We start from the raw sequence: 23,048 nt of genomic DNA, 5'->3' as shown, positions 1-23,048 counted from the left end.
ATGACACCGCAGGACAGACTGATCAGACCGCACCGCCGTCAACCGGCAGCAGGACCCCGGTGGTATAGCTGGAGGCCGGGCTGGCCAGCATCAGCGCTGCGGTGACGATTTCCTCCGGCAAGCCCGGCCGGCCCAGCGCGACCGGCTGCTTCTCCCGCTTTTCAGGCTCCCAGGCCTCGGCAATGTCGGTCAGGAACGGTCCGGCGACGATCGCGTTGACCCGGACCTTGGGGGCATATTCGCGGGCCAGGCTGACGGTCATCGCATTGAGCGCGGCCTTGGCCCCGGAATAGGGCACCACTCCCGGGGATGACCGGGTCGAGGCGATCGAGCTGATGTTGATGATCGCGCCGCCCCCGCCCTCGGCCATGCGGTGGCCAATCTGGCTGGCCAGCCGGAACGGGCCCTTGAAGTTGAGGTTGAGCACCGAATCGAACAGCGCCTCGCTCATTTCGTGGCTGGGGCAGGCCGGCGACATCCCGGCATTGTTGACCAGCACGTCGATCCGTCCGAACTCGCCATAAACCTGCTCGACCAGCGCATCGCAATCGGCCCAACGCCCGGCGTGCATGCCCACGGCGAGCGCGCGGCGGCCCATGGCGCGGACCTCATCGGCGACCTTTTCGCAGTTTTCCAGCTTGCGGCTGGCGATCACCACATCGGTCCCGCGCTCGGCAAAGGCCTTGACCATCCGGTAGCCGAGCCCGCGCGAACCGCCGGTGACCAGCACCACCTTGCCGGTGAAATCGAACAGTGGATCGCGCGTCATGGCCTTGCCCCTTCGTACAGGTGATTGCGCTTCTTAATCGATCGATTAAGAAGGTGCCAAGGAGAGAATGCCGATGTCGATACTCTATGACGAGGGCCAGCAGGCCATCGCGACCGAAAGCCGCCGCGTGCTCGATGCGCGCATGGACAAGAGCCGGCTGCTCAAGCTGCTGGAACAGGTCGGCGAACACGACCAGCCGTTCTGGGATACGGCGGTCGAGCAAGGCTGGACCGCGCTGGCAATTCCCGAAGAGCATGGCGGACTTGGACTGGGGCTGACCGAGCTGGGCCTGGTCGCCCAGGCTTGCGGCGCGGCCACCTCGGGCGCACCGTTTCTGACTGGTAGCTGCGGCCTGGCGCAGGCCCTGCTGCAGGGCAGCGACGCGGCACTGGCCGGGGTATGGCTGCCCAAGCTGGCCGCTGGCGAGGTGACCGGCTGCGTCGCCTTTGCCGAAGGCAGTTCGGCGCTGCCGCCAGTTTCCTCCGTCACCTTCGCCGATGGCAAGTTGAGCGGCACCAAGCCGGCAGTGCCGGGCGGGATCAAGGCTGATCTGGCGCTGGTCTGGGCAGACTGCGCGGGCGAAGCGGCGCTGGTGGTGGCCGAGCTGTCCGGCGCGGCCCGCGCTGCGGTGAACAGCTATGACAATAGCCGGCTCTATGCCGATCTCGGCTTTGACGCCGCGCCGGCAACGCTGGTCGCGCTGGGCGAGGCGGCCCGTCATCTGGCGCTCGACGTTCTGGCACGGATGGCCGTGGTCACCGCGCACGAACAGGTTGGCGGGGCCGAGGCGCTGCTTCATATCGCGCGTGACTATGCCGTAACCCGCAAGGCCTTCGGCCAGCCGATCGGCGCGTTCCAGTCGATCAAGCACCGCATCGCCGAGATGTACGGGCTGGTCGAAGTCGCCCGCGCGAACTGCATCCACGCCGCCGCGCAGGAAGGCAGCGAGGAATTTCTCCTCGCTGCGGCCGATGCGCGGATCAGCGCAACCGAGGCCTATGACACCAACGCCCGCGATTGCATCCAGATCCACGGCGGGATCGGGGTGACCTGGGAACTGGGCCTGCACCTGCACATGCGCCGCGCCCGCAGCCTCGCGGTGGAAAGCGGCAACCTGCTGTTCTGGGAAGACCTGCTGGTGAACCAATTGACCGGAGAAAAGGCATGAGCGAGCTGGAAACCTATCGCGCCAAGGCGCGCGCCTTCCTCGAATCGATGGCGCCCAAATATGGCCGCGATGCGCGCAGCGGCAACACGGTCGAGCAGGACCTGGCGCTGGGCCGCGAATATATGGCCGCGCGCCACGATGCCGGTTTCGCCGGGATCAACTGGCCGGTCGAGATGGGCGGCCAAGGGCTGACTCACCTCCACAAGATCACCTTCGATGGCGAAGAGATGCAGTTCGGCATGCCGAGCCACTTCTTCGGCATTTCGCTGGGCATGCCGGTGCCGATCGTGATGCATTACTGCGAAGACAAGGAATGGGTGAAGGAACGGGTGCGCAAGGCGCTGCGCGGTGAGGAGATCTGGTGCCAGCTGTTCTCCGAACCTTCCGGCGGGTCCGACCTTGCCGCCCTGCGCACCAAGGTTGAGCCCGATGGCAACGGCTGGAAGATGAACGGGCAGAAGATCTGGACCTCATGGGCGCAATACTGCGACTATGGCGTGATCGTCACCCGCAGCGATCCAACGGTGGAGAAGCACAAGGGCCTGACCTATTTCTGGATCGACATGAAGGCCAAGGGCGTCGAAGTGCGTCCGATCAAGCTGGCGGGCGGTGACAGCCACGTCAACGAGGTGTTCTTCGACGATGTCCGGGTGGAAGATTCGCAGCGGCTCGGTGCGGTTGGCGGCGGCTTCGGCGTCGCGCTTCATACCCTGATGATCGAGCGCTACATCGCCACCGACAGCGGCGGGTTTGGACCGCACCTCGATGAATTCGTCAAGACCGCCCAGACCACCGAGCTCAACGGCAAGCCGGCGATCGAGGATGGGCGGATCCGCGCGGCGATCGCCCGCAATCACGCGATGCGCGCTGGGCTCGATTCGATCACCCGCCGCGCCTTTGCGATGATGATGGCCGGCATGCAGCCGGGCCCTGAAGGCAGCTTGCAGAAACTGGTCGCGGTGCGCAGCCGGCAGAAACTGTCGGAACTGGCGATGGACATGAAGGGTGCCGACAGCCTGGCCTTCGACGAGCATGCCTACGTCAAGACCGACTGGGGCACTTCTTGGCTCAACGCGCCTACCGGACGGATCGCTGGCGGCTCGGACGAAGTCCTGCTCAATACCATCGCCGAAAAGGTGCTGGGCCTGCCGCAGGATCACCGCCCCGACAAGGGCGTGCCGTTCAACGCGATTCCGGGGTGATTGTCTGGTCTGGCGCGCTATCGGCGGACGGCGATAGCGCACCAAGGCAAGTCAGGGGCAACTCTCGGCGCAGATATCGCAGAGCGAGTGGATGATCGCCCGGACCACCGGGTCCTTCAGGCTGTAGAACCGGGTCTGCGCCGCGCTGCGGGTCGAGACGATTCCTTCCTCGCGCAGCAGCGCAAGATGCTGCGACACGGCCGACTGTGACAGCCCGGAAAGCGCGACCAGTTCGCTGACCGAAGCCTCGCCCTCGTCCAGCCGGCACAGCATGATCAGCCGTTCCGGATGGCTCATGATCTTGAGCCGCGCCGACATTGCTGCGGCATTGGCCTTGAGGTCGGCAAGGTTGGCGGGCCTGGTCATCGCGGCTTTCTGGTTTGAAATGACGCGCGGCGCAAGGCCCGCTGGGCCATCTCCGCTTGAGCGCGGCCGACTTTGCGTTACCAACATTGCAAACAACAACCCGGGATGAGGAACAGCAAGAGCATGACCATGACGGTGCCACAAAGCTGGCCGGCAAAGAGCATAACCGAAGTGCAGAAACTGCTTTGCGCCCCGGGCATGCCGTTCGAAATTGAAACCGTCGAGATTCGCGGCGTGCCGACCCGGGTCTGGAAGAATGCCCATCCCAGCCTGGCCGCGCTGGCCCGGGCCGGCAAGGCCCACGGCGATGCGACCTTCGTGATCTATGAGGACGAGCGGATTTCCTATGACGCCTGGTTCCGCGCGGTGGCGGCACTGGCGGCGCATCTGCAATCGCTGGGGGTGCAGAAGGGCGACCGGGTCGCTCTCGCCATGCGCAACTTGCCGGAATGGCCGGTGGCGTTCTTTGCGATCACCGGGATCGGGGCGATCTGCGTTCCGCTCAACGCCTGGTGGACCGGGGCCGAGCTGGAATACGGCCTGGCCAATTCGGGCGCCAAGGTGCTGATCTGCGATCCGGAGCGGCTCGATCGGATCGCGCCGCATCGCCCCAACCTGCCGGCGCTGGAGCATGTTCTGGTCACAAGGGCCGAGGCCGCGCCGCCGGGTGCCACGCGGATGGAGGAGCTTATCGGCCCGTCCGCCGACTGGTCAGCCCTCCCGGATGCCGACCTGCCGGAGAGCGAGATCGCCCCCGACGACCCGGCGACGATCCTTTATACTTCGGGCACCACCGGCAATCCGAAAGGAGCGCTGGGCACTCACCGCAACCTCACCACCAATATCCTGTCGAGCGGCTATGCCGCCGCGCGATCGGTGCTGCGCCGGGGCGATCCACTGCCCGAACCGGCGCGCAAGACAATGCTGACGGTGATTCCGCTGTTTCACGCCACCGCCTGCAGCGCGACGATGATGGGCGCGATCGCCGGTGGCCACACGCTGATCTTCATGTACCGGTGGGATCCGGTGAAGGCCTTCGGGATCATTGAGCGCGAAAAGGTCAACGCCACCGGCGGGGTGCCGACCATCGCCTGGCAACTGCTCGAGCATCCCGAGCGCGGCAACTTCGACCTCTCCAGCCTCGAATCGATCGGCTATGGCGGCGCGCCATCGGCGCCCGAACTGGTCCGGCGGATCTACGAAGAGTTCGGCGCGCTGCCCGGCAATGGCTGGGGCATGACCGAGACCACTGCGACCGTCACCACCCATTCGGGCGAAGATTACCTGCACCGGCCCACCAGCTGCGGCCCGGCCGTCGCCGCTGCCGACCTTGAAATCCGCGCCGAGGACGGAGTCACCGTTCTGCCGGCGGGCGAGATCGGCGAGCTATGGGCGCGTGGGCCGATGATCGTGGCCGGATACTGGCAAAACCCTGAAGCCACCGCCGCGACTTTCGTCGACGGCTGGGTCCGCACCGGCGACCTCGCCTATATCGACGAGGAAGGCTTCTGCTTCATCGCCGACCGGGCCAAGGACATTGTGATCCGCGGCGGTGAGAACATCTATTCGTCCGAGGTCGAGAACGCGCTTTACGAGCATCCGGCGGTGATGGACGCAGCGGTGGTCGGCATTCCCCACCGCACGCTGGGCGAGGAACCGGCAGCGGTGGTCCACCTCTCACCCGGGATGCAGGCCAGCGAGGCCGAATTGCAAAGCCACGTGCGTGAGCGGCTGGCGGCGTTCAAGGTGCCGGTGCGGATCCTGTTCCATCCCGAAACCCTGCCGCGCAATGCCAACGGCAAGATCCTGAAGCGCGAATTGAAGGCGCTGTTTGAGCCGGCCTAGCGCAGCTTTACGCTTCGGTAATCACGCCGTGCGATAATCGCGCCATGGCCAAGGTTATCGCCTTCATCGTTGCACGCCCGATCGCCGAGCCGAGTGAGGTGGTGCGCTTCACGGTGGTGGCAAGCTGCGCGCTGGCACTGATCCTGGCCGGCCCGGTTCGCTACTGCCTAGGCCTGTAGCAGCTTCCACAGCGCGGCCGCGGCCGCCAGTCCCAGAACACCGCCGGTAAAGCTCCGCCAGGCAGCATCGCTGACCTTGCCGAACGCCATGTGCCCCAGCCAGTTGCCGAGCAACACGCCGGGAAACAGCAGCGCGGCCAGCAGCGGCTCGCGCCAGGTCGCAACGCCCAGGGCCAGCGCGGAGCCGACCCCCGCGAACGAGGTCGCCATGAAGATCGTCATCATTGAGGCGCGGGCAAGCTGCGGGGTGATCTCGCGCCGCAGATAGAACGGCACCACCGGCGGGCCCGGCATTCCGGCAAATCCGGTCAGCACGCCCGAGGCCAGCCCGGTCGCTCCGGTTTCGGCGGTGCCTGGCGCATAGTGTGCGGGCTTCTTGGGCAGCAGCACCAGCAGGAACGAACCGAACGCGATCAGCGCGATCAGCAGCCGGGCAAGCGAGGGATCGGTGACCGAGAGCAGCCAGACCCCGAGCGGGGTTGCCGCGACCGCCACGCCGGAAATGACAAACGCGCTGCGCTCACTCGCGCCGAGGATCTGCTTCAGCCCGACAAACCCGATCAGCAGACCCAGCCAGTTCGCCACGACTACCGCTTCGGCCGGGGGAATGGCGAGGCCCAGCACCGGCACCAGCAGGATCGCCATCCCGAACCCGGCGAGGCCGCGCACGAAGGCCGCACCCAGTGCCGCCGCCAGCGCGACGGCCAGCTGGATCTCGGTCAGGCCCAACGCCAAGTCAGCGCAGATCCGGCGCGGTTGCCTCGCCGCGGATCAGGGCAATCGCCTCGGCCAGCGGCATGACCTTCTGGTGCTCGGCCCCCAGGGTGCGGACCGCGACGGTGCCCTCCTCGGCCTCGCGCTTGCCCACCACCAGCAGGTGCGGGACCTTCTGCAGCGAGTGTTCGCGGACCTTGTAGTTGATCTTCTCGTTGCGCAGGTCGCTCTCGGCGCGGATCCCGGCGGCCTTGAGTGCGGCAAGCACGCTGCCGGCATAGTCATCGGCGTCGGACACGATCGTCGCGACCACCGCCTGGACCGGCGCGAGCCAGACCGGCAGCTTGCCGGCGAAGTGCTCGATCAGGATGCCGATGAAGCGCTCGTAGGATCCGAAGATCGCGCGGTGGAGCATGACCGGGCGGTGCTTTTCGCCGTCCTCGCCGACATAGCTGGCGTCGAGCCGGTCGGGCAGCACCCGGTCCGACTGGATCGTGCCGACTTGCCAGGTCCGCCCGATCGCGTCGGTCAGATGCCATTCGAGCTTGGGCGCATAGAACGCGCCCTCGCCGGGCAATTCTTCCCAGCCGTATTCTTCGGTCGCCAGACCTGCGTCGATCACCGCCTGGCGCAGCTCGGCCTCGGCCTTGTCCCAATCGGCATCGCTGCCGAACCGCTTTTCCGGGCGCAGCGCCAGCTTGACCGAATAGGTGAAGCCGAAGTGCTTGTAGACCCGGTCGGCCAGCTCGCAGAACGCCTTCACTTCAGCCACGATCTGGTCTTCGCGGCAGAAGATGTGGGCATCGTCCTGGGTGAACTGACGCACGCGCATCAGCCCGTGGAGCGCGCCGTGCGGCTCGTTGCGGTGGCAGCAGCCGTTTTCGTAGATCCGCAGCGGCAGATCGCGGTACGACTTGATCCCCTGCCGGAAGATCAGCACGTGCGCCGGGCAGTTCATCGGCTTCAGAGCCATCCAGTCGGCCTCGCCCGAGATCACCGGGCCTTCGTCGTCAACGTTCGGCACTTCGTCCGGAATCACGAACATGTTCTCGCGGTACTTGCCCCAGTGGCCCGACTGCTCCCACTGGCGCGCGTCCATTACCTGCGGGGTCTTGACCTCGCGGTAGCCGGCACCATCGATCGCGCGGCGCATATAGGCCTCCAGCTCGCGCCAGATCAGATAGCCCTTGGGGTGCCAGAACACCGAGCCGTGGGCTTCCTGTTGAAGATGGAACAAGTCCATCTCCCCGCCCAGCTTGCGGTGATCGCGCTTGGCCGCTTCCTCCAGCCGGGTCAGATGCTCGGCCAGCTGCTTCTTGCTCAGCCAGCCGGTACCATAGATCCGGCTGAGCATCGCGTTGTTCTGATCGCCGCGCCAATAGGCGCCCGAAACCCGCGTCAGCTTGAAGGCCTGGGGATCGAGCTTGCCGGTGGAGGGCAGGTGCGGGCCGCGGCACATGTCGAGCCAGTCGTCGCCCGACCAATAGACCGTCAGTGGCTCGTCGCCGGGCAGCTCAGCAGCCCATTCGGCCTTGAAGCTTTCACCCTGCTGCTTCCAGCGCGAAATCAGCTGCTCACGGCTCCACACTTCGCGGCGCAGCGGCTTGTCGGCCTGGATGATCTTGCGCATCTCGGCCTCGATCGCGGGCAGGTCTTCCTCGGTAAAGGGACGCTCGGCCGGCGCGAAATCGTAATAGAACCCGTCGTCGGTGCTCGGCCCGAAGGTGATCTGCGTGCCCGGGAACAGCGCCTGGACCGCTTCGGCCAGGACGTGGGCAAAATCGTGCCGGGCCAGATCCAGCGCATCGGCTTCATCACGGCTGGTAACCAGCGCGAGGGCGCAATCGCGTTCGAATGGCCGGGTCAGGTCAACCAGCTCGCCATCGATCCGCGCGGCCAGCGCCGCCTTGGCCAGGCCCGGACCGATCGCCGCGGCGACATCGGCCGGAGTCGATCCGGCCGGCATTTCGCGTACCGAACCATCGGGAAGGCTGATCTTGAGAACTTCGGACATGCTCACTCTCGTCTTGCTTGCCGGGCGCCATGGCACAAGCCGGGGCCCACCGGAAGGGGCGGCGCTGGGTTTGGCTGCAAGTTCGAGAGGTAACGCCAACCGCCCGAACCCGGACGGCGGTGCGCGCTGCGCCTGTCAGGCGCCTGCCACCCGCCCCCGGAAAGCCGGGGTGGTGGTAGTAGTCGTCAAGGCGCGGCAGTGCGTCATCGCAGCGATGGATAGCAGGGAGAGGTTAAGGAAGCAATCTGGGCCAAGTCTCAATCCCACCCACCAACCCGTCGCCCCGTGCTTGACACGGGGCTTGGCTACCTTTCGACGCTGGGCCCAAATGAACCGCTAGCCGGATACCACTGCTCCCACAGGTCAAGCCAATCAGGATTGTCAGCCTCGATCAGCGCGAATTTCCATTCGCGCCGCCACTTCTTGACCAGTTTCTCCCGCGCGATCGCCGGTTCAATTTCCTCGTGCCGTTCGGCATAGACCAGTCGCCGCTTGTCGAAATCGGCAACATGGATCGATCCTTGACCCTCGCGATGTTGCCAGACGCGGCGTGTCAGGTCGGAAGTCACACCCACATACATCCCACCGCGATAGCGGTTCGCCATAATGTAGACCCAGCCGCCTTTCTCCATCGGACCATCATGCCAAATGATGGGTTGCTAGAAAAGCCAAGCCCCGTGTCGAGCACGGGGCGACGGGTTAGTTTCTGGTTCCAAGTAGATACTGCAAGTCTTGCTCAAACCGAAAACTTCCGCGCCCCCGCCAGCACCGTCATCCGCTTGACCCCGGCCAGCGCGGTCCCTTTTTGCCGCACGGTGGCCATGAAGCGGAATTCGCCCACTGCGGCCTTGGGGGTCAGTTCGAGCGCGAGGTAGCCGCGCCGGGCGGTGTCGCACCATTTGAGCTGGGTGTTCGCGGCGACGAGATCGGCGGCGAGCGCATCGGGTTTGCGCCATGGCACCGAATCCTCGGCGCCGGGCGAAGTGACCGACTGGCCGGCCATTTCCACCCCGACCCGCTGGCCCCGATGATCGAGATCGAAGGCCCAGGCATTGTGGGTATCGCCGGTTAGCACCAGCAGGTTCGCCCCGGCTTCGAGCGAGGACTTGAGCACCCGGTCGCGTGCGGCAGGGTAGCCGTCCCAGGCGTCCATGTTCATCGGCAGACCGTTACGTGCGGCCGCAACCGCGCTCTGCATCCGCTTCTTGAGCCAGGCGGGAGAATTGGCTGCCATGCCCTCGGCTAGGTTCTGCGGCATCGCGAGCCGGCCCATGATCACCTGCTGGACCAGAACCTGCCACGGCTTGCGCGCGCGGGCAGAGGTCTTGAGGCCTTTGGCCAGCCATCCCTGCTGCGCCGGGCCCAGCAATTCGCGTGCGGGATTGCGCCACTGACCATCGCGAAAAGCGGAAAGCGCGGCTTCGGCCTGGCCAGGCGCGGCTCCATTGAACACTGCATCGAGATCGAATTGTTGATCGCGGGCGATGTGCCGCGTCTCAAGCCGGAACAGGGTGGCAAGATCGCCAACCTCGTAGCTGGCATAGTCGTCGTCCGAGACCGGGAGCCATTCGCGGTAGGCCCGTTCCGACATCGCCTTGCGCAGGGCCCAATCGCCTTCGCTGGGATCGTGGTTTTCGGCCCCGTTCTTCCAGGTATCGTTGGCGGTCTCGTGATCGTCCCAGACCGACACCATCGGGTAGAGCTGATGCAGCCGCTGCAGATCGGGATCGGCGCGGTAGGTGCGGAACCGCTCGCGGTATTGATCGAGGGTGACGGTCTCATCCACCGGCAACAGCCGCTCGCCCAGCCCTTGTTTCTCGCTGGGATAGACCCCGCGCTTGTACTCGTAGAAATAGTCGCCGAGGTGCACGGCCAGGTCGAAATCACCGGCCTCGCAAGCGTGGCCATAGGCATTGAACCAGCCGAAGCCGTAATTGGAGCAGGAAAACACCGCGATCCGGAACTTGGCGGTCTTGCCCTGCGGCAGGGTCCGGGTTCGCCCGGTGAGCGACGTCTCGCCTGAGGGGGCGATAAAGCGGTAGTGGTACCACTGCCCGGGTTTGAGCCCCTTGGCCCAGGCCTTGGCGCAGCCATCATTGGCGGGCGAGGCGGTGCAATCGCCGGAGGCGGCGACATGGCTGAACGCGGCGTCCTCGGCCAGTTCCCATTTCAGCACCGTATCGGAATCGCCGGCATAACGGGTCCAGAGCAGGACCTGGTTCGCGCCCGGCTCGCCGCTCGCTACGCCGTGGGTAAAGCGCGGGGCCCCTTGGGCCAGCAGCGGCGTGCCGATCCCGGCGAGACCGAGCAGCCCGAGCTTGAGCGCATTGCGGCGGCTTGCGGCCAGCAGCGGCGTTTCGGGGGCAGCCTCGGGCAGCGGCGCATTCATGGAAAACTCTCCCTGTCTTGCCTTGCAGACTAGCCGGGTTTCATGACAGGGCAAGGACATGACCGAAACGCGCTTTCACACCCTGCCCGATGGCCGCCGGATCGCTTACCACCAGGTGGCCGGAGCGGGTCCGGCGCTGGTTTTCCTGCCGGGCTACATGTCCGACATGGCGGGCGGGAAAGCGACTGCCGTGTTCGATTGGGCCACTGCGCAAGGGCGCGAATGCCTGCTGCTCGATTATTCGGGCTGCGGTGAAAGTCCGGGTGACTTTGCCGAGGGCACGCTCTCGCGCTGGCGGGACGAGGTGGTGGCCCTGATTGGTGCGTTGTGCAGCCAAAAGGTCATGCTGGTCGGCTCCTCGATGGGCGGCTGGCTGATGCTGCTGGTGGCGCTTGCCATGCCCGAGCGGATCACCGGGCTGGTCGGGATCGCCGCCGCGCCGGACTTCACTGCCTGGGGCTTTAGCGACGAGCAGCAGGCGGAACTGCTGGCCGGGGAGACCGTGCTGGAAGAGAACGCCTATGGCCCGCAGCCGACCCCGACCTATCCCGGTTTCTGGAACGATGGGCAGGCCAACCTGTTGCTGGACAGCGAAATTCCGCTCGATTGCCCGGTCCGGCTGCTCCACGGCCAGCAGGATCCGGACGTGCCGTGGGAGCTGGCGCTGCGGCTATCGGCCGCCTTGCGTTCAGCCGATGTGCAGGTGACGCTGGTCAAGGACGGCGATCATCGCCTCAGCCGCGACTCCGACCTTGCCCTGCTGCTGCAAGTGCTGGCGGCACTGGGCTGAATCAGGAACCAAGATGCCGCTTTCGATCCTCGCCCCCTTGCTGCTTCAGGTCGGACCCGGCGGCGCTTTGCCGCAGGCTCCGTTGCAGATCCCCAGAAAGAAGGATGCCGCCGTGGCCAAAGTGGCAGGAGCTGATCCGTTCGATGCGCAGCTGCGCGAATGTCTCGACCTTGCCATGTCCCGCCCGGCCGATGCGATCGAAGTGGCGCAGAACTGGCTCGCCGCGGCCAAGACCATGCGCGAACGGGCCGGGGCCAAGCAGTGCCAGGCCATGGCGCTGACCCGGATCGACGGCTGGGCGGAAGCGGCCACGCTGTTCCTCTCCGCGCGCGAGGATACGCCGGTGACCGATCTTGGCGAACGGGCCCGGCTGGGCGCCTTGGGCGGCAATGCCCACCTTGCCGCCGGCGATGCCAGTGCCGCGCTGATCGCGCTCGATGTGGCGAAGGGCGATGCCGCGAAGGGCAGCGATGCCAAGCTCAAGGCAGCCATTGCGATCGACCGCGCGCGCGCGCTGGTGGCGCTGAACCGTCCGGACGAAGCCGCCGCCGCGCTGGCCGAAGCGCGCAGCGCCGCCCCCGCCAATGCCCAGGCCTGGTTGCTGTCCGCTACGTTGTCGCGCCGTCAGGGCAAGCTCGCCGACGCCCAGCAGCAGATCGAGCGCGCTGCCGAACTGATGCCGGTCGATCCCGAGATCGGGCTGGAAGCCGGGGTGATCGCGGTGCTGGCCGGGCGCGACGATGCCGCCCGCAAGAGCTGGGAATCGGTGATCCGCGCTGCACCCGGCAGCGATATCGCGAAAATCGCACGCGGATACCTTGACCAACTGGGGCAGACCGACGCACCCTCTGGCCGGTGATTGATCTTTCGGTTCTCGATCTGGTGACCGTGCGCGAAGGCGGCACGGTGAGCGAAGCGCTTGGCGAGGCTGCTGCGCTGGCGCAGACCGCCGAAGCGAATGGCTACAAACGCTTCTGGGTGGCCGAGCATCACGCGATGGACGGAGTGGCCGGCGGCGCGGCGGCGGTGGTGCTTGCCCATATTGGCCATGCGACCAGTTCGATCCGGATCGGTTCGGGCGGAATCATGCTGCCCAATCACAACCCCTTCGTGATCGCCGAACAGTTCGGCACGCTTGATGCGCTGTTCCCGGGCCGGATCGATCTCGGGCTGGGCCGTGCGCCGGGGGCCGATGCCCGGTTCGGACAGATGCTGCGCAAGGATCTGGGCCGCGCCGCCGAATACTTCCCGCAGGACGTTGTCGAGCTGCGCGCGCTGTTTACTGGCGAGCCGGAATTGCCGGTCAGGGCGACCCCCGGCTTAGGCGCGGCGGTTGAACTGTGGATCCTGGGCTCCAGCCTGTTCGGGGCCGGTCTCGCGGCAGCGCTGGGCCTGCCTTACGCCTTCGCCTCGCACTTCGCGCCCGACTATCTGGATCAGGCGCTGGCACTGTACCGCCAGCAGTTCAGGCCGTCGGCAGCGCTCGAAAAGCCGCATGTGATGGCGGCGATGACGGTGATTGCGGCCGAGGACGACGAGGAGGCCGCGCTGCTCGGCACATCGATGGACCAGAGCTTCGTCGCGCTGCGCAGCGGCAATCCGGGCAGGCTCAAGCCGCCGGTCCCCGGCTATCGGCAGAGCCTGCCGCCCGGCCAGCTCGCCATGCTGGAACATATGCGCCAGGCCAGTGCGGTCGGCTCGCCCGAAAAGGTCCGCGCCGATATTGCCCGGTTTGTCGAGCGCACCCAGGCCGACGAGATCATCGTATCGGGCGCCACCTATGATCCGGCCATGCGCCGCCGCTCGCTCGAATTAACCGCCAAGGCCTTGGCCTAAGCCCTTTTCCCTAGGGGCAAGGTGGTTGCGATTGAGACCACTTTGGACTAGGGTGCGTACAAATGCTACACATGATAGCAATAAAATAACACGCAGGAATGGCGGCCGCGCCCGCCGAGGAGCTTGCCCGCGATGAGTTCGAAGTCTGCCCCGAGACCCCTGGTCAAGGCCCTGGCCCAGCGCCTGTCGGATGCCATGCTGCCGGGCGATCCGCCCTTTGCCGCTGACGGACTGGCTCAGGCGGCAGAGTTCACCATCGCCGCCGCCGCCCAGCGCGAACCGGGATCATCGACCATCGCGATCGAATCGGTTTCGGGCGCCGCGGGAGAGCGGTTCATGCGGCTGGCGCTGATCAATGACGATATGCCGTTCCTGGTCGATTCCATTGCCTCGACCATTGCCGCCCATGGCCTCGCGATCGACCGCCTGATCCACCCGGTCCTGCCCGTACGCCGCGACGTCAAGGGCAAGCTGATCGAGATCGTCGCCGGGGATGCCGCCGGCGAAAAGCGCGAATCGATGGTCTACCTCGAGACCAGCCGCGCCGATGCCCGCCAGCGCCGCGAACTGGAGCGCGGCCTCGCCTCGACCCTCGCCGATGTCCGCGCCGCGGTACAGGACTGGCCCAAGATGCAGGAAGTGATGGGTGCCGACGCCGATTCCTGCCCCGACAGCGAAGGTGCGGCGCTGCTGCGCTGGTTCAAGGACGGGATGCTGACTCAACTGGGCCACGTCACCCGCCAGCGCGACGGCAGCCAGAGCGGGGCACTGGGGATCTGCCGCAAGAGCGCCAAGGTCCTGCTCGGCCCGATCTCTTACGATCGCGCTTTCGCCTGGTTCGACGGGCAGAAAGGCGCGCGGGTTCCGCTGGTGGTCAAGTCCAACCAGGCCAGCCAGGTCCATCGCCGCACCCCACTTGACCTGTTCATCCTGCCGGTGATCGAAAAGGGCCGGGTTGCGGCGCTTTCGGTCCATGCCGGGATCTGGACGAGCGCCGCGCTGGCCGCTTCGCCGACGCAGGTTCCGCGGCTTCGCTCGACCCTGGTCGACCTTGGCAAGCGCTTCGGCTTTTCGCCGCAGGGCCATGCCGGCAAGGCACTGGTTCATGCGCTGACCGTGCTGCCGCACGACCTGCTGGTCAGCTTCAGCGAGGCCGAGATCGAGCGCATCGCCACCGCCAGCATGAGCCTTACTGATCGCCCCCGGCCCAAGCTGGCATTGGTCTGCTCGCCGCTGGAACGGCACCTGTTCGCCTTTGCCTGGATCCCGCGCGATGCGATGTCGACCGCGACCCGGCAGCAGGTCCAGACCATGCTGGTCGCGGCAGCGGGCGCACCGGTGCTTGATTGGAGCACCGAAATTGAAGGCCAGCTCGCGCTGATCCGGGTGGTGCTCGACCTGCCCGAAGTGGCGCGGATGCCGGATGAGGCCAAGCTCGACGCCGAACTCAAGGCCATGCTGCGCGGCTGGGCCGATGCAGTCGAGGCCGAGATTGCGGCCAGCGAAGAACCTTCGCGCGCCGCCGCCATCGCCCACCGTTATGCCGAAGCCTTTCCGCTGGCTTACCGCACCGCTTATGGCGCGGGCGAAGCGGCGCTCGATATCGCCCGCTTGCGCCGGGTTGCCGGCGAGGGCGAAGCCGGTCCGCTGCGCGATGCCCGCCTCCACCGCATGGCCGAGGACGGCGAAGGCGTGCTGCGCCTGAAGCTGTATCAGCGGACCGGCTCGCTGGCGCTGTCCGATGCAGTTCCGGCGCTGGAGAATTTCGGTTTCCGGGTAATCGAAGACGTGCCGACCGAGCTGGATGACGGCCGGCTTGGCACGATCCACGATTTCCTGCTGTCCGCACCCGCCGGGCTCGACCCGGCTGACCTGCTGGCCCGCGGCCAGGCGGTCGAGGCAGCACTGTCCAACGTCCTCAACGGCGCGGCCGAGGACGATCCTTTCAACCGCCTGATTACTGCTGCGGCGCTGAGCGCGGGCGAGGCCAACTGGCTGCGCGCGTGGTACCGTTACCTGCGCCAGGCCGGGCTCAACTACTCGGTCCCGACTGCGGTCGATGCCCTGCAGAATGCCCCCGAAGTGTCGCGCGGTCTGATTGCGCTGTTCGTGGCGCGTCACGATCCTGCGTTCAAGGGCGATCGGGCCAAGGCCGAAACTGCCGCGCAGGACGCGATCCGCGCCGGTCTGGCCCAGGTCAAGGCGATCAACGACGACCGCCTGCTGCGCCAGTTCCGCGCCGTAGTCGAAGCCTGCCTGCGCACCAATGCCTTTGCTCCGGCAGGGCTGGCCGCGCTGGCCTTCAAGCTCGATTCCGCGCTGGTTCCGGGGTTGCCCAAGCCGCTGCCGTGGCGGGAGATCTTCGTCTATTCGCGGCGGGTCGAGGGGATCCACCTGCGCTCCGGCCCGGTCGCGCGCGGCGGGCTGCGCTGGTCCGACCGGCGCGATGACTTCCGCACCGAAGTGCTCGGGCTGATGAAAGCCCAGAAGGTCAAGAACGCGGTGATTGTGCCGGCCGGGGCCAAGGGCGGGTTCTATCCCAAGCAATTGCCCGACCCCACGCGCGATCGCGACAGCTGGCTGGCCGAGGGCAAGGAAAGCTACAAGCTGTTCATCCGCACGCTGCTGTCGATCACCGACAACATTGTCGGTGGCAAGGTGGTCCATCCCGCCGGGGTGACGATCCGCGACGGTGAGGATCCCTATTTCGTGGTCGCCGCCGACAAGGGCACCGCGACCTTTTCCGACACCGCCAACGCGATCGCCGACGAGCATGATTTCTGGCTCGACGATGCCTTCGCCAGTGGCGGCTCCAAGGGTTATGACCACAAGGCGATGGGGATCACTGCCAAGGGAGCCTGGCTCTCCGTCCGGCGGCACTTCCTCGAAATGGGCGTCGACGTGCAGCGCGAACCGGTGCTGGTCGCCGGCTGCGGCGACATGTCGGGTGACGTGTTCGGCAACGGCATGCTGTTGTCGAAGGCGATCAAGCTGGTCGCCGCCTTCGACCATCGCCACATCTTCCTCGATCCCGATCCCGATCCGGCCAAGAGCTGGAAGGAACGCGACCGGATGTTCGCGCTGCCGCGTTCAAGCTGGGACGATTACGACAAGAAGCTGATCTCGAAGGGCGGCGGCGTGTTCGCGCGCAGCGCCAAGGAAATCGCGCTGAGCAAGGAAGTCCGCGCGCTGCTGGGGATCGAGGCGGAAACGATCGATCCCGACAGCCTGATCACCGCAATCCTCAAGAGCCAGGTCGATCTGCTGTGGTTCGGCGGGATCGGCACTTATGTGAAGAGCAGCGCCGAAAACAACGTCCAGGTCGGCGATCCGGCCAACGACGCGCTGCGGATCGACGGCGCAGACCTGCGCTGCAAGGTGATTGGCGAAGGCGCCAACCTTGGCACCACCCAGGCCGGGCGGATCGAGTTCGCGCTCCACGGCGGGCGGATCAATACCGACTTCATCGACAATTCGGCCGGGGTCGATTGTTCGGACAACGAGGTCAATATCAAGATCGCGTTGGCCGGAGCCAAACGCGCCGGGCGGCTGACCGAACCCGCGCGGGTCAAGCTGCTGGCCAGCATGACCGACGAGGTTTCCGACATCGTGCTGGAAGACAACCGGCTGCAAGCGCTGGCCCTGTCGATCGCCCAGGCCGGCGGCGCCCCGGCGACTGCATCGCACCTGCGGCTGATCGAGACGCTGGAAGCGCTGGGCCAGCTGGACCGCAAGACCGAAGGCCTGGCCGATGGCGAAGGCTATGTCCGCCGCGCCGCCGACGGACACGGCCTGACCCGGCCCGAACTGGCGGTGCTGTTGTCGACCGCCAAGCTGGCCCTGCAGGCGGCAATCGAAGCGTCGGCAGTGCCCGATGATCCAGGCCTCGCCGACGATCTGCTCGCCGCCTTCCCCGAGCCGATGCGCGGCAAGTTCAAGCGCGAGATTCTGGACCACCGGCTGCGGCGCGAGATCATCGCGACCAAGCTGGCCAACCGCGTGATCAACCGGCTGGGGCTGATCCATCCTTTCGAGCTCGCCGAGGAAGAAGGCGCCAACCTGGCCCAGGTCGTTGCCGCTTTCGTCGCGGCCGAGCGATTGTTCGGGATGGATGCGATCTGGCAGCGCATCGAAACCGCAGCGATGAGCGAGACCGCGCGCATCACCCTGTTTGACCGCGCCGCCGCTGCCTTGTCCGATCACATCGCCGACCTGCTGCGGGTCGGCGGGCATACTTGCGAACCGTCCAAGCTGGTCGCCGAACTGCAGGGCAGCGTCATTGAGCTGAGCCGCGATACCGAAAGCCTGCTCTCGGGCGAAATCCGCGCCCAGTCGGGCCGGATGCGGGCCCAACTGGCCGAAGCCGGCGCTCCGGCCGAGGAAGCGGCGCTGGTCGCGACCCTGCAGGATCTGGACGGCGCGGTCGGGATTGCGCGGCTGGCCCGCGAAAGCGGCAGTCCGGCCCGGGCGATTACCGCCGCCTTTGCCGATCTGGGCGCGCGGATCGGGCTCGACTGGGCCCAGCAGACCGCCGCCCGGATGAGCCCGTCGGACCCATGGGAGCGGCTGCTGGTCAATGGTCTGGCCCGCGATTTCCAGCAGATGCGGCTCGATTTTCTGCGCCGCGTCGCCGGCCGGAAGGGCGATGCCCTGGCTGCGGTTGCGGCCTGGGCGGAGAGCCAGGCCGAAGGCGTCTCGCAGTTCCGCAAGGTCGTGCACCGCGCCCAGGCGGCGGTGCCGGTCGCCCCGGCGATGCTGGCCCAACTGGCCAGCCAGGCCCGCAACCTGCTGGCGCGGTAGCCTCACCAAAGGTAACAAAGCGGCACGCACAAGCGGGCTAGCGCGTTACCTTTGGTTACCTTTTGTGGTGTTCCGCTGCGGCGGGCAACAGGCTGGCAATCGCGAAAGAACGCAAAACTCGGCATGCCGCGAATCTGCCAGATTCGCGGCCTGTAGGAAAATGGTTCGACGCGCCTTTGGGCTCATTCGCCCAGCTCGCCCAGCGCCCAACGGGCCGCTTCAGCAACCACCGGATCGGGATCGCCGAGCAGCGCCGTGACCGGCAGGGTCAGCCGGGGATCGCCGCTGTTGCCGGCGGCATAGAGGCAATTGCGCACGAACCGGTTCCGCCCGATCCGCTTGATCGGCGAGCCGGAAAACAGTGCCCGAAATCGCGCATCGTCGAGCGCCAGCAGTTCGGCCAGCCGCGGCGCTGCCAGTTCGGCGCGGGGCAGGAAGGCCTGCATGGCCTGCGCGCTCTGGGCGAATTTGTTCCACGGGCAGACCGCCAGGCAATCGTCGCAGCCATAGATCCGGTTGCCCAGCGCCTTGCGGAATTCCACCGGCACGGCATCCTTCAGCTCGATCGTCAAATAGGAAATGCAGCGCCGCGCGTCGAGCCGGTAGGGTGCCGGGAAGGCCCCGGTCGGGCAGGCCGCCTGGCAGGCGCTGCACGAGCCGCAGCGATCGTCGCCCGGCGGATCGGGTTCAAATTCCAGCGTGGTATAAATCGCGCCGAGGAACAGCCACGAGCCATGTTCGCGGCTGACCAGGTTGGTGTGCTTGCCCTGCCAGCCCAGCCCGGCGGCCATGCCAAGAGGCTTTTCCATCACCGGCGCGGTATCGACGAAGACCTTAACCCCGGCCGCGCCCAGGCCGCGCTGCGCCGCTTCGGCGACCAGCCAGCGGGCCAGCGCCTTGAGCGCCTTCTTGACCACATCGTGATAATCACGCCCCTGGGCATAGACCGAAATCCGGGCGCGATCGGGCACGTCGGCCAACGCCAGCGGATCGGCCTCAGGCGCATAGCTCATCCCCAGTGCAATCACGCTGTTCGCCTCTGGCCACAGTCCTTGCGGGCTGCGGCGATGCTCCAGCCGCGCCGCCATCCACTCCATGTCGCCATGGCTGCCCTCACCAAGCCATTGCTCAAGCCGCGCCGCGCGCAGCGGGTCCTCCGCTGCCGGAGCAATCCCGGAGGCGACGAAGCCCAAACGCCCGGCCTCGGCGGCCAGGTCATGCTTTAGCGCTGCAGTTGAAGCCGCGTTAACCAAACTTCCTGTTGCTCCTGTTCACAAGCGCTCCATAAGGCACGCGGATGATGAAGCTAGGCGATGGACCGATGACGAGCAATGCAAGCGGTGCGCAGGACCGCCCGCTGGCGATCGAAGCACGCGGTCTGGTCAAGCGGTTCGACGGCTTCACCGCGGTCGACGGGGTCGACCTGTCGGTTCCCGAAGGCGCGATCTACGGCATCCTTGGTCCCAACGGGGCGGGCAAGACCACCACGCTGCGAATGCTGCTGGGGATCATCGATCCGGACGCCGGGGTGCGCCGCCTGCTTGGCACCGACCGACCGCACGAGGTGGCTCATACCGTCGGCTATCTCCCCGAAGAGCGCGGGCTTTACCCCTCGATGAAAGCTTACGAGGCGATCGCCTTCCTCGGCGCATTGCGCGGGCTCCCGCTGGCCGAAGGGCGGCGACGCGGCAAGGAACTGCTGGAAGAACATGGCCTGGGCTATGCGATCGACCGGCAGATCCGCCAGCTTTCCAAGGGCATGGCCCAGCAGGTCCAGCTGCTTGGGACCCTGGTGCATAATCCCCGGCTGGTGGTGTTCGACGAGCCGTTCTCGGGCCTCGACGCGCTCAACCAGGGCAAGCTCGAACGGATGATCCGCACGCTGGCCGAAAAGGGCACGACCGTAATCTTCTCGACCCACGTCATCGCCCATGCCGAACGGCTGTGTGACGCGGTGGCGATCATCGCCGGGGGCAAGGTACCCTTCGCTGGTCCGGTCGATGTGGCCCGCGACCGAATCCGTCCGCAGGTCCGCCTCGAAACCCGGGTTGGTGACGGCCCCTGGCGCGGCGCCCTGCCGGCCGATGCCCGGCACGAAGGGAGCTTCTGGTATTTCAGCCTGCCTGAAACCGGGATCGAACCGTTGCTGCGGGCCCTGATCGAGGGCGAGGCGGGGATCCTCTCGCTGTCGATCGAGCGGGCCGGGCTGCATGATGCCTTCGTGGCAATTGCCGGCGAGGCAGCGGCACGGGCGCTTGAGGAAGAGAAAGAGGAGTTCCGCCGGTGAGCGAACAGTCTCACACCGGCCGGCTCTCGACGCTTGCTGCGGCCCTCGTTGTCGCCCGGCGCGATTTCACCGCGATCCTGTTTTCCCGCAGCTTTATCTTCTTCCTGCTGGGACCACTGTTCATGATGGCGCTGATGTATGTGGCCGGCGGAGTCGGCCAGCAGGTCCGGCAGAACGCCAGCCGCCCCGAACTGGGCGTGGCGATGAACGCCGCCGATGCCGATGCCCTGGTCCGCGCCCAGCAGGTGCTGGCCCCACGGCTCGGTCCGGCGATGCCAACTCTGGTCGTGGTCCGCAAGCTTCAGCCAGGCGAAGCCTTCGACCCGCTGATCGCAATGAAGTCCAACCGCGCCAACCTGGCCGCGATCGTCAGCGGGACGCTTGAGAAACCGGTCCTGACCGGCCCCGAAGAGCGCATTGCCGACTGGCAAGGCCGCGTGGCCCTGCTGACCGCGCAGGCCCTGCAGCGCGGACCGACCGACTTTCCGGAAGTGACGCTGGCGGGGATTGCCACCTCGACTGCGGACAAGACGCAGGGCCAGCGCTCAACCGCGCAGATCGGTCAGACCGTGCTGTTCATGCTGATGATGATCCTCGCCGGGATGGTGCTGTCCAATCTGGTCGAGGAAAAGGGCAACAAGATTATCGAAGTGCTGGCCGCCGCAATCCCGATGGATGCGGTGTTCCTGGGCAAGCTTTTCGCGATGTTGGCGATTTCCTTTGTCGGAATCACGGTTTGGGCATTGGTCGGCGGATCCTTGTGGGTCAGCGCCGGCAACGGATTGAGCGACTATCCCGCACCTGCGGTCGGCTGGCCAGCCTTCTTCGCCCTGGGCGTGATCTATTTCGCGATGGGCTATCTGGTGCTTGGTTCGATCTTCCTGGCGATCGGATCGCTCGCGACCACGGTACGCGAAGTGCAGACCCTGTCGATGCCGGTCACCATGCTGCAACTGCTGAACTTCTTCTTTGCCAATTTCGCGATGGCCATGCCGGGAACCTGGGTTGAAAAGGCCGCGATGATCGTGCCGTTCTCTTCACCTTTTACCATGCTGGCCCGGGCTGCGCAGCATGAAGGCTTGTGGCTGCACGCGGCGGCGATCGCCTGGCAGGGGCTATGCGTCGCCGTGCTGGTCCGCGGCGGCGCAGCGATGTTCAAGAAGCGGGTCATGCAAAGCGGCCCGGCAGGAGCCACCAAACGGAGCCTGTTTCGCCGCGCGCCCGCCTGACAGGCATTTCAGGCGGTTCGCCGAGCCACTATTGACATTTCGGTAAGTTGAGCGGGATAAGTCTCTCCGCGCAACGCATTTGCAGATGCGGGCAGTGGAGAGACAAAGATGGCAACCCTGGCAGCAGCCCCCGAGAAGTTCGTCTACCGGACTTCGCCGACCGCGACCGAGGCATTCGAAGCCTGGCTGAAGGAACACGGGCAGGAATTGCCGGTCCACAGCCATCCCTGGGACGTCTCGCGCAGCGACATCTATGTCGAGGACCGCTGGCAGCCGATCTTTGCCGAGATGCGCGCCAAGGAGCCGGTCAACTACGTGCCCGAATCGCCCTATGGCGCTTACTGGAACGTGACCACATCGAAGGCGATCCAGCATGTCGAAGCGCTGCCCGAGCTGTTCTCCTCCTCCTGGCAATATGGCGGCATCACCATCACCGAGCCGCCGGCAGACGTTACGCCCGAGCAGCTGGCCGAGCGCCGCCTGCCGATGTTCATCGCGATGGACCGCCCAGAACATACCGGACAGCGCCGCACCGTTGCCCCGGCCTTCACCCCCGGCGAGATCGAGAAATTTGCCTCCGAGGTTCGCGAGCGGACCGCCGCGACGCTCGACACCCTGCCGTTCGGCGAGGAGTTCGACTGGGTCGACAAGGTTTCGGTCGAACTGACCACCGGCATGCTGGCGATCCTGTTCGGTTTCCCCTGGGAAGACCGCCGCCTGCTGACCTTTTGGTCCGACTGGGCCGGTGATGTCGAGCTAAGCTTTGCGCGTGGACTCACTGAAACCCGCTGGGAAATCTTCCAGGAGATGGCGCAGTACTTCAAGACGTTGTGGATCGACCGGATGGGAAAGCCGCCCCAGCGCGACCTGATCTCGATGATGGTCCATTCGGACGCGATGAAGGACATGAGCCCGCAGACCTTCATGGGCAACCTGATCCTGCTGATCGTGGGCGGCAACGATACTACCCGCAACACCATGTCGGGCATCATCCACGGCCTGCACAGCTTCCCCGATCAGCGCGCGCTGTTCGAAAGCGATCCTTCGGTGATCCCCAACGCGGTCCAGGAAATCATCCGTTTCCAGACCCCGCTGGCCCACATGCGCCGCAGCGCCACCGCCGATACCGAGCTGTTCGGCCACCAGATCAAGAAGGGCGACAAGCTGATCCTGTGGTACATCTCGGCCAACCGCGATGAAGAAGTGTTCGACGACGCCGACCGCGTGATCCTGAACCGCGAGAATGCCCGCCGCCACCTTTCGTTCGGCTATGGCATCCACCGCTGCGTGGGCGCACGGCTGGCCGAACTGCAGCTCAAGATCCTGATGGAGGAAATGCACAAGCGCCGGATGCGGGTGAACGTGACCGGCAAGGTCGAGCGGGTCCGCGCCAACTTCGTCCACGGGTTCCGCCGGATGGACGTGACCCTGGAAAAGTTCTGACCATCGCGGTGAAACCT

Annotated in this window: 18 protein-coding genes; 11 read left to right on the top strand and 7 right to left on the bottom strand. The window is 66.1% G+C overall.

All coding sequences use genetic code 11. From position 1 onward, the window contains the following. Positions 1–22: 22 nt before the first annotated feature. Positions 23–769, bottom strand: coding sequence for an SDR family NAD(P)-dependent oxidoreductase (locus tag B2V17_RS02015; RefSeq protein ID WP_292994608.1), 747 nt, complete (start codon positions 767–769; stop codon positions 23–25). Positions 770–842: 73 nt separating this feature from the next. On the opposite strand from B2V17_RS02015, the gene B2V17_RS02010 reads away from it, so the two are divergent. Continuing rightward, positions 843–1,937 carry an acyl-CoA dehydrogenase family protein gene (locus B2V17_RS02010; RefSeq protein WP_292994606.1) on the top strand — a complete coding sequence of 365 codons (1,095 nt, stop codon included), beginning with the start codon at positions 843–845 and terminating at the stop codon, positions 1,935–1,937. Further along, positions 1,934–3,139: an acyl-CoA dehydrogenase family protein gene (locus B2V17_RS02005; protein ID WP_292994604.1), complete on the top strand. Its 1,206-nt coding sequence runs from the start codon at positions 1,934–1,936 to the stop codon at positions 3,137–3,139. Before B2V17_RS02010 ends, B2V17_RS02005 begins: the two co-directional genes overlap by 4 nt. A 51-nt stretch (positions 3,140–3,190) precedes the next feature. On the opposite strand, the gene B2V17_RS02000 is transcribed toward B2V17_RS02005, so the two are convergent. Then, complete coding sequence (locus B2V17_RS02000) at positions 3,191–3,505, bottom strand: ArsR/SmtB family transcription factor (protein WP_292994602.1); 315 nt, start codon at positions 3,503–3,505, stop codon at positions 3,191–3,193. Positions 3,506–3,628: 123 nt separating this feature from the next. On the opposite strand from B2V17_RS02000, the gene B2V17_RS01995 reads away from it, so the two are divergent. Then, complete coding sequence (locus B2V17_RS01995) at positions 3,629–5,350, top strand: class I adenylate-forming enzyme family protein (protein ID WP_292994600.1); 1,722 nt, start codon at positions 3,629–3,631, stop codon at positions 5,348–5,350. A 44-nt stretch (positions 5,351–5,394) separates the two neighbouring features. Then, entirely contained in the window at positions 5,395–5,529 is a 135-nt protein-coding gene (locus tag B2V17_RS01990; protein WP_292994598.1) for a hypothetical protein, read from the top strand. Here B2V17_RS01990 and B2V17_RS01985 read toward each other — a convergent pair. From B2V17_RS01985 to B2V17_RS01970, 4 genes are all read right to left on the bottom strand, one after another. Next, positions 5,518–6,264 (bottom strand): sulfite exporter TauE/SafE family protein, encoded by a 747-nt coding sequence (locus tag B2V17_RS01985; protein ID WP_292994596.1) that lies wholly within the window; start codon positions 6,262–6,264, stop codon positions 5,518–5,520. The genes B2V17_RS01990 and B2V17_RS01985 overlap by 12 nt on opposite strands. A gap of 1 nt (position 6,265) precedes the next feature. Continuing rightward, positions 6,266–8,257: a threonine--tRNA ligase gene (thrS, locus tag B2V17_RS01980; RefSeq protein WP_292994594.1), complete on the bottom strand. Its 1,992-nt coding sequence runs from the start codon at positions 8,255–8,257 to the stop codon at positions 6,266–6,268. 305 nt (positions 8,258–8,562) lie between these two features. Beyond that, positions 8,563–8,889 carry a GIY-YIG nuclease family protein gene (locus B2V17_RS01975; RefSeq protein ID WP_292994593.1) on the bottom strand — a complete coding sequence of 109 codons (327 nt, stop codon included), beginning with the start codon at positions 8,887–8,889 and terminating at the stop codon, positions 8,563–8,565. Between the two features lie 104 nt (positions 8,890–8,993). Continuing rightward, the gene (locus B2V17_RS01970; protein WP_292994592.1) at positions 8,994–10,646 is read right to left on the bottom strand and encodes an alkaline phosphatase D family protein; all 1,653 of its coding nucleotides are present in this window, start codon (positions 10,644–10,646) and stop codon (positions 8,994–8,996) included. Between the two features lie 58 nt (positions 10,647–10,704). On the opposite strand from B2V17_RS01970, the gene B2V17_RS01965 reads away from it, so the two are divergent. The 4 genes from B2V17_RS01965 to B2V17_RS01950 all read left to right on the top strand — a co-directional run bounded on the left by B2V17_RS01965 (position 10,705) and on the right by B2V17_RS01950 (position 18,072). Continuing rightward, positions 10,705–11,436: an alpha/beta fold hydrolase gene (locus B2V17_RS01965; RefSeq protein ID WP_292994591.1), complete on the top strand. Its 732-nt coding sequence runs from the start codon at positions 10,705–10,707 to the stop codon at positions 11,434–11,436. Positions 11,437–11,449: 13 nt separating this feature from the next. Then, entirely contained in the window at positions 11,450–12,295 is an 846-nt protein-coding gene (locus B2V17_RS01960; protein ID WP_292994590.1) for a tetratricopeptide repeat protein, read from the top strand. Continuing rightward, positions 12,292–13,272, top strand: coding sequence for an LLM class flavin-dependent oxidoreductase (locus tag B2V17_RS01955; protein WP_292994589.1), 981 nt, complete (start codon positions 12,292–12,294; stop codon positions 13,270–13,272). The genes B2V17_RS01960 and B2V17_RS01955 overlap by 4 nt, the downstream gene beginning before the upstream one ends. Positions 13,273–13,404: 132 nt before the next feature. Beyond that, positions 13,405–18,072 (top strand): NAD-glutamate dehydrogenase domain-containing protein, encoded by a 4,668-nt coding sequence (locus B2V17_RS01950; RefSeq protein WP_292994588.1) that lies wholly within the window; start codon positions 13,405–13,407, stop codon positions 18,070–18,072. A 182-nt stretch (positions 18,073–18,254) separates the two neighbouring features. Here B2V17_RS01950 and queG read toward each other — a convergent pair whose 3' ends face one another. Further along, positions 18,255–19,325, bottom strand: coding sequence for a tRNA epoxyqueuosine(34) reductase QueG (queG, locus tag B2V17_RS01945; RefSeq protein WP_292994587.1), 1,071 nt, complete (start codon positions 19,323–19,325; stop codon positions 18,255–18,257). 68 nt (positions 19,326–19,393) lie between these two features. Between queG and B2V17_RS01940 the strand changes: the two genes are divergently transcribed. The 3 genes from B2V17_RS01940 to B2V17_RS01930 all read left to right on the top strand — a co-directional run bounded on the left by B2V17_RS01940 (position 19,394) and on the right by B2V17_RS01930 (position 23,031). Beyond that, positions 19,394–20,359 carry an ABC transporter ATP-binding protein gene (locus B2V17_RS01940; RefSeq protein ID WP_292994586.1) on the top strand — a complete coding sequence of 322 codons (966 nt, stop codon included), beginning with the start codon at positions 19,394–19,396 and terminating at the stop codon, positions 20,357–20,359. Next, positions 20,356–21,588 (top strand): ABC transporter permease, encoded by a 1,233-nt coding sequence (locus B2V17_RS01935; protein WP_292994585.1) that lies wholly within the window; start codon positions 20,356–20,358, stop codon positions 21,586–21,588. The genes B2V17_RS01940 and B2V17_RS01935 overlap by 4 nt, the downstream gene beginning before the upstream one ends. 108 nt (positions 21,589–21,696) lie before the next feature. After that, on the top strand, positions 21,697–23,031 hold the full coding sequence (locus B2V17_RS01930; protein ID WP_292994584.1) for a cytochrome P450: 1,335 nt from the start codon (positions 21,697–21,699) through the stop codon (positions 23,029–23,031). Positions 23,032–23,048: the final 17 nt, after the last annotated feature.

The organism is Novosphingobium sp. UBA6272 (assembly GCF_002440635.1).
In the GTDB taxonomy this organism is placed as follows: domain Bacteria; phylum Pseudomonadota; class Alphaproteobacteria; order Sphingomonadales; family Sphingomonadaceae; genus Novosphingobium.
The sequence above is the reverse complement of the archived record's forward strand: the minus strand, read 5'-3'. Positions and strand labels throughout refer to the sequence as shown.

Excerpts from the sequence above, each read along its gene's own strand:
- thrS (WP_292994594.1), bottom strand. The coding sequence starts at position 8,257 with ATGTCCGAAGTTCTCAAGATCAGCCTTCCCGATGGTTCGGTACGCGAA.
- B2V17_RS01950 (WP_292994588.1), top strand. The coding sequence starts at position 13,405 with ATGAGTTCGAAGTCTGCCCCGAGACCCCTGGTCAAGGCCCTGGCCCAG.
- B2V17_RS02015 (WP_292994608.1), bottom strand. The coding sequence starts at position 769 with ATGACGCGCGATCCACTGTTCGATTTCACCGGCAAGGTGGTGCTGGTC.
- B2V17_RS01940 (WP_292994586.1), top strand. The coding sequence starts at position 19,394 with ATGACGAGCAATGCAAGCGGTGCGCAGGACCGCCCGCTGGCGATCGAA.
- B2V17_RS01965 (WP_292994591.1), top strand. The coding sequence starts at position 10,705 with ATGACCGAAACGCGCTTTCACACCCTGCCCGATGGCCGCCGGATCGCT.
- B2V17_RS01990 (WP_292994598.1), top strand. The coding sequence starts at position 5,395 with ATGGCCAAGGTTATCGCCTTCATCGTTGCACGCCCGATCGCCGAGCCG.
- B2V17_RS01975 (WP_292994593.1), bottom strand. The coding sequence starts at position 8,889 with ATGGAGAAAGGCGGCTGGGTCTACATTATGGCGAACCGCTATCGCGGT.
- B2V17_RS01960 (WP_292994590.1), top strand. The coding sequence starts at position 11,450 with ATGCCGCTTTCGATCCTCGCCCCCTTGCTGCTTCAGGTCGGACCCGGC.
- B2V17_RS01930 (WP_292994584.1), top strand. The coding sequence starts at position 21,697 with ATGGCAACCCTGGCAGCAGCCCCCGAGAAGTTCGTCTACCGGACTTCG.
- B2V17_RS02000 (WP_292994602.1), bottom strand. The coding sequence starts at position 3,505 with ATGACCAGGCCCGCCAACCTTGCCGACCTCAAGGCCAATGCCGCAGCA.
- B2V17_RS01995 (WP_292994600.1), top strand. The coding sequence starts at position 3,629 with ATGACCATGACGGTGCCACAAAGCTGGCCGGCAAAGAGCATAACCGAA.
- B2V17_RS02010 (WP_292994606.1), top strand. The coding sequence starts at position 843 with ATGTCGATACTCTATGACGAGGGCCAGCAGGCCATCGCGACCGAAAGC.
- B2V17_RS02005 (WP_292994604.1), top strand. The coding sequence starts at position 1,934 with ATGAGCGAGCTGGAAACCTATCGCGCCAAGGCGCGCGCCTTCCTCGAA.
- B2V17_RS01970 (WP_292994592.1), bottom strand. The coding sequence starts at position 10,646 with ATGAATGCGCCGCTGCCCGAGGCTGCCCCCGAAACGCCGCTGCTGGCC.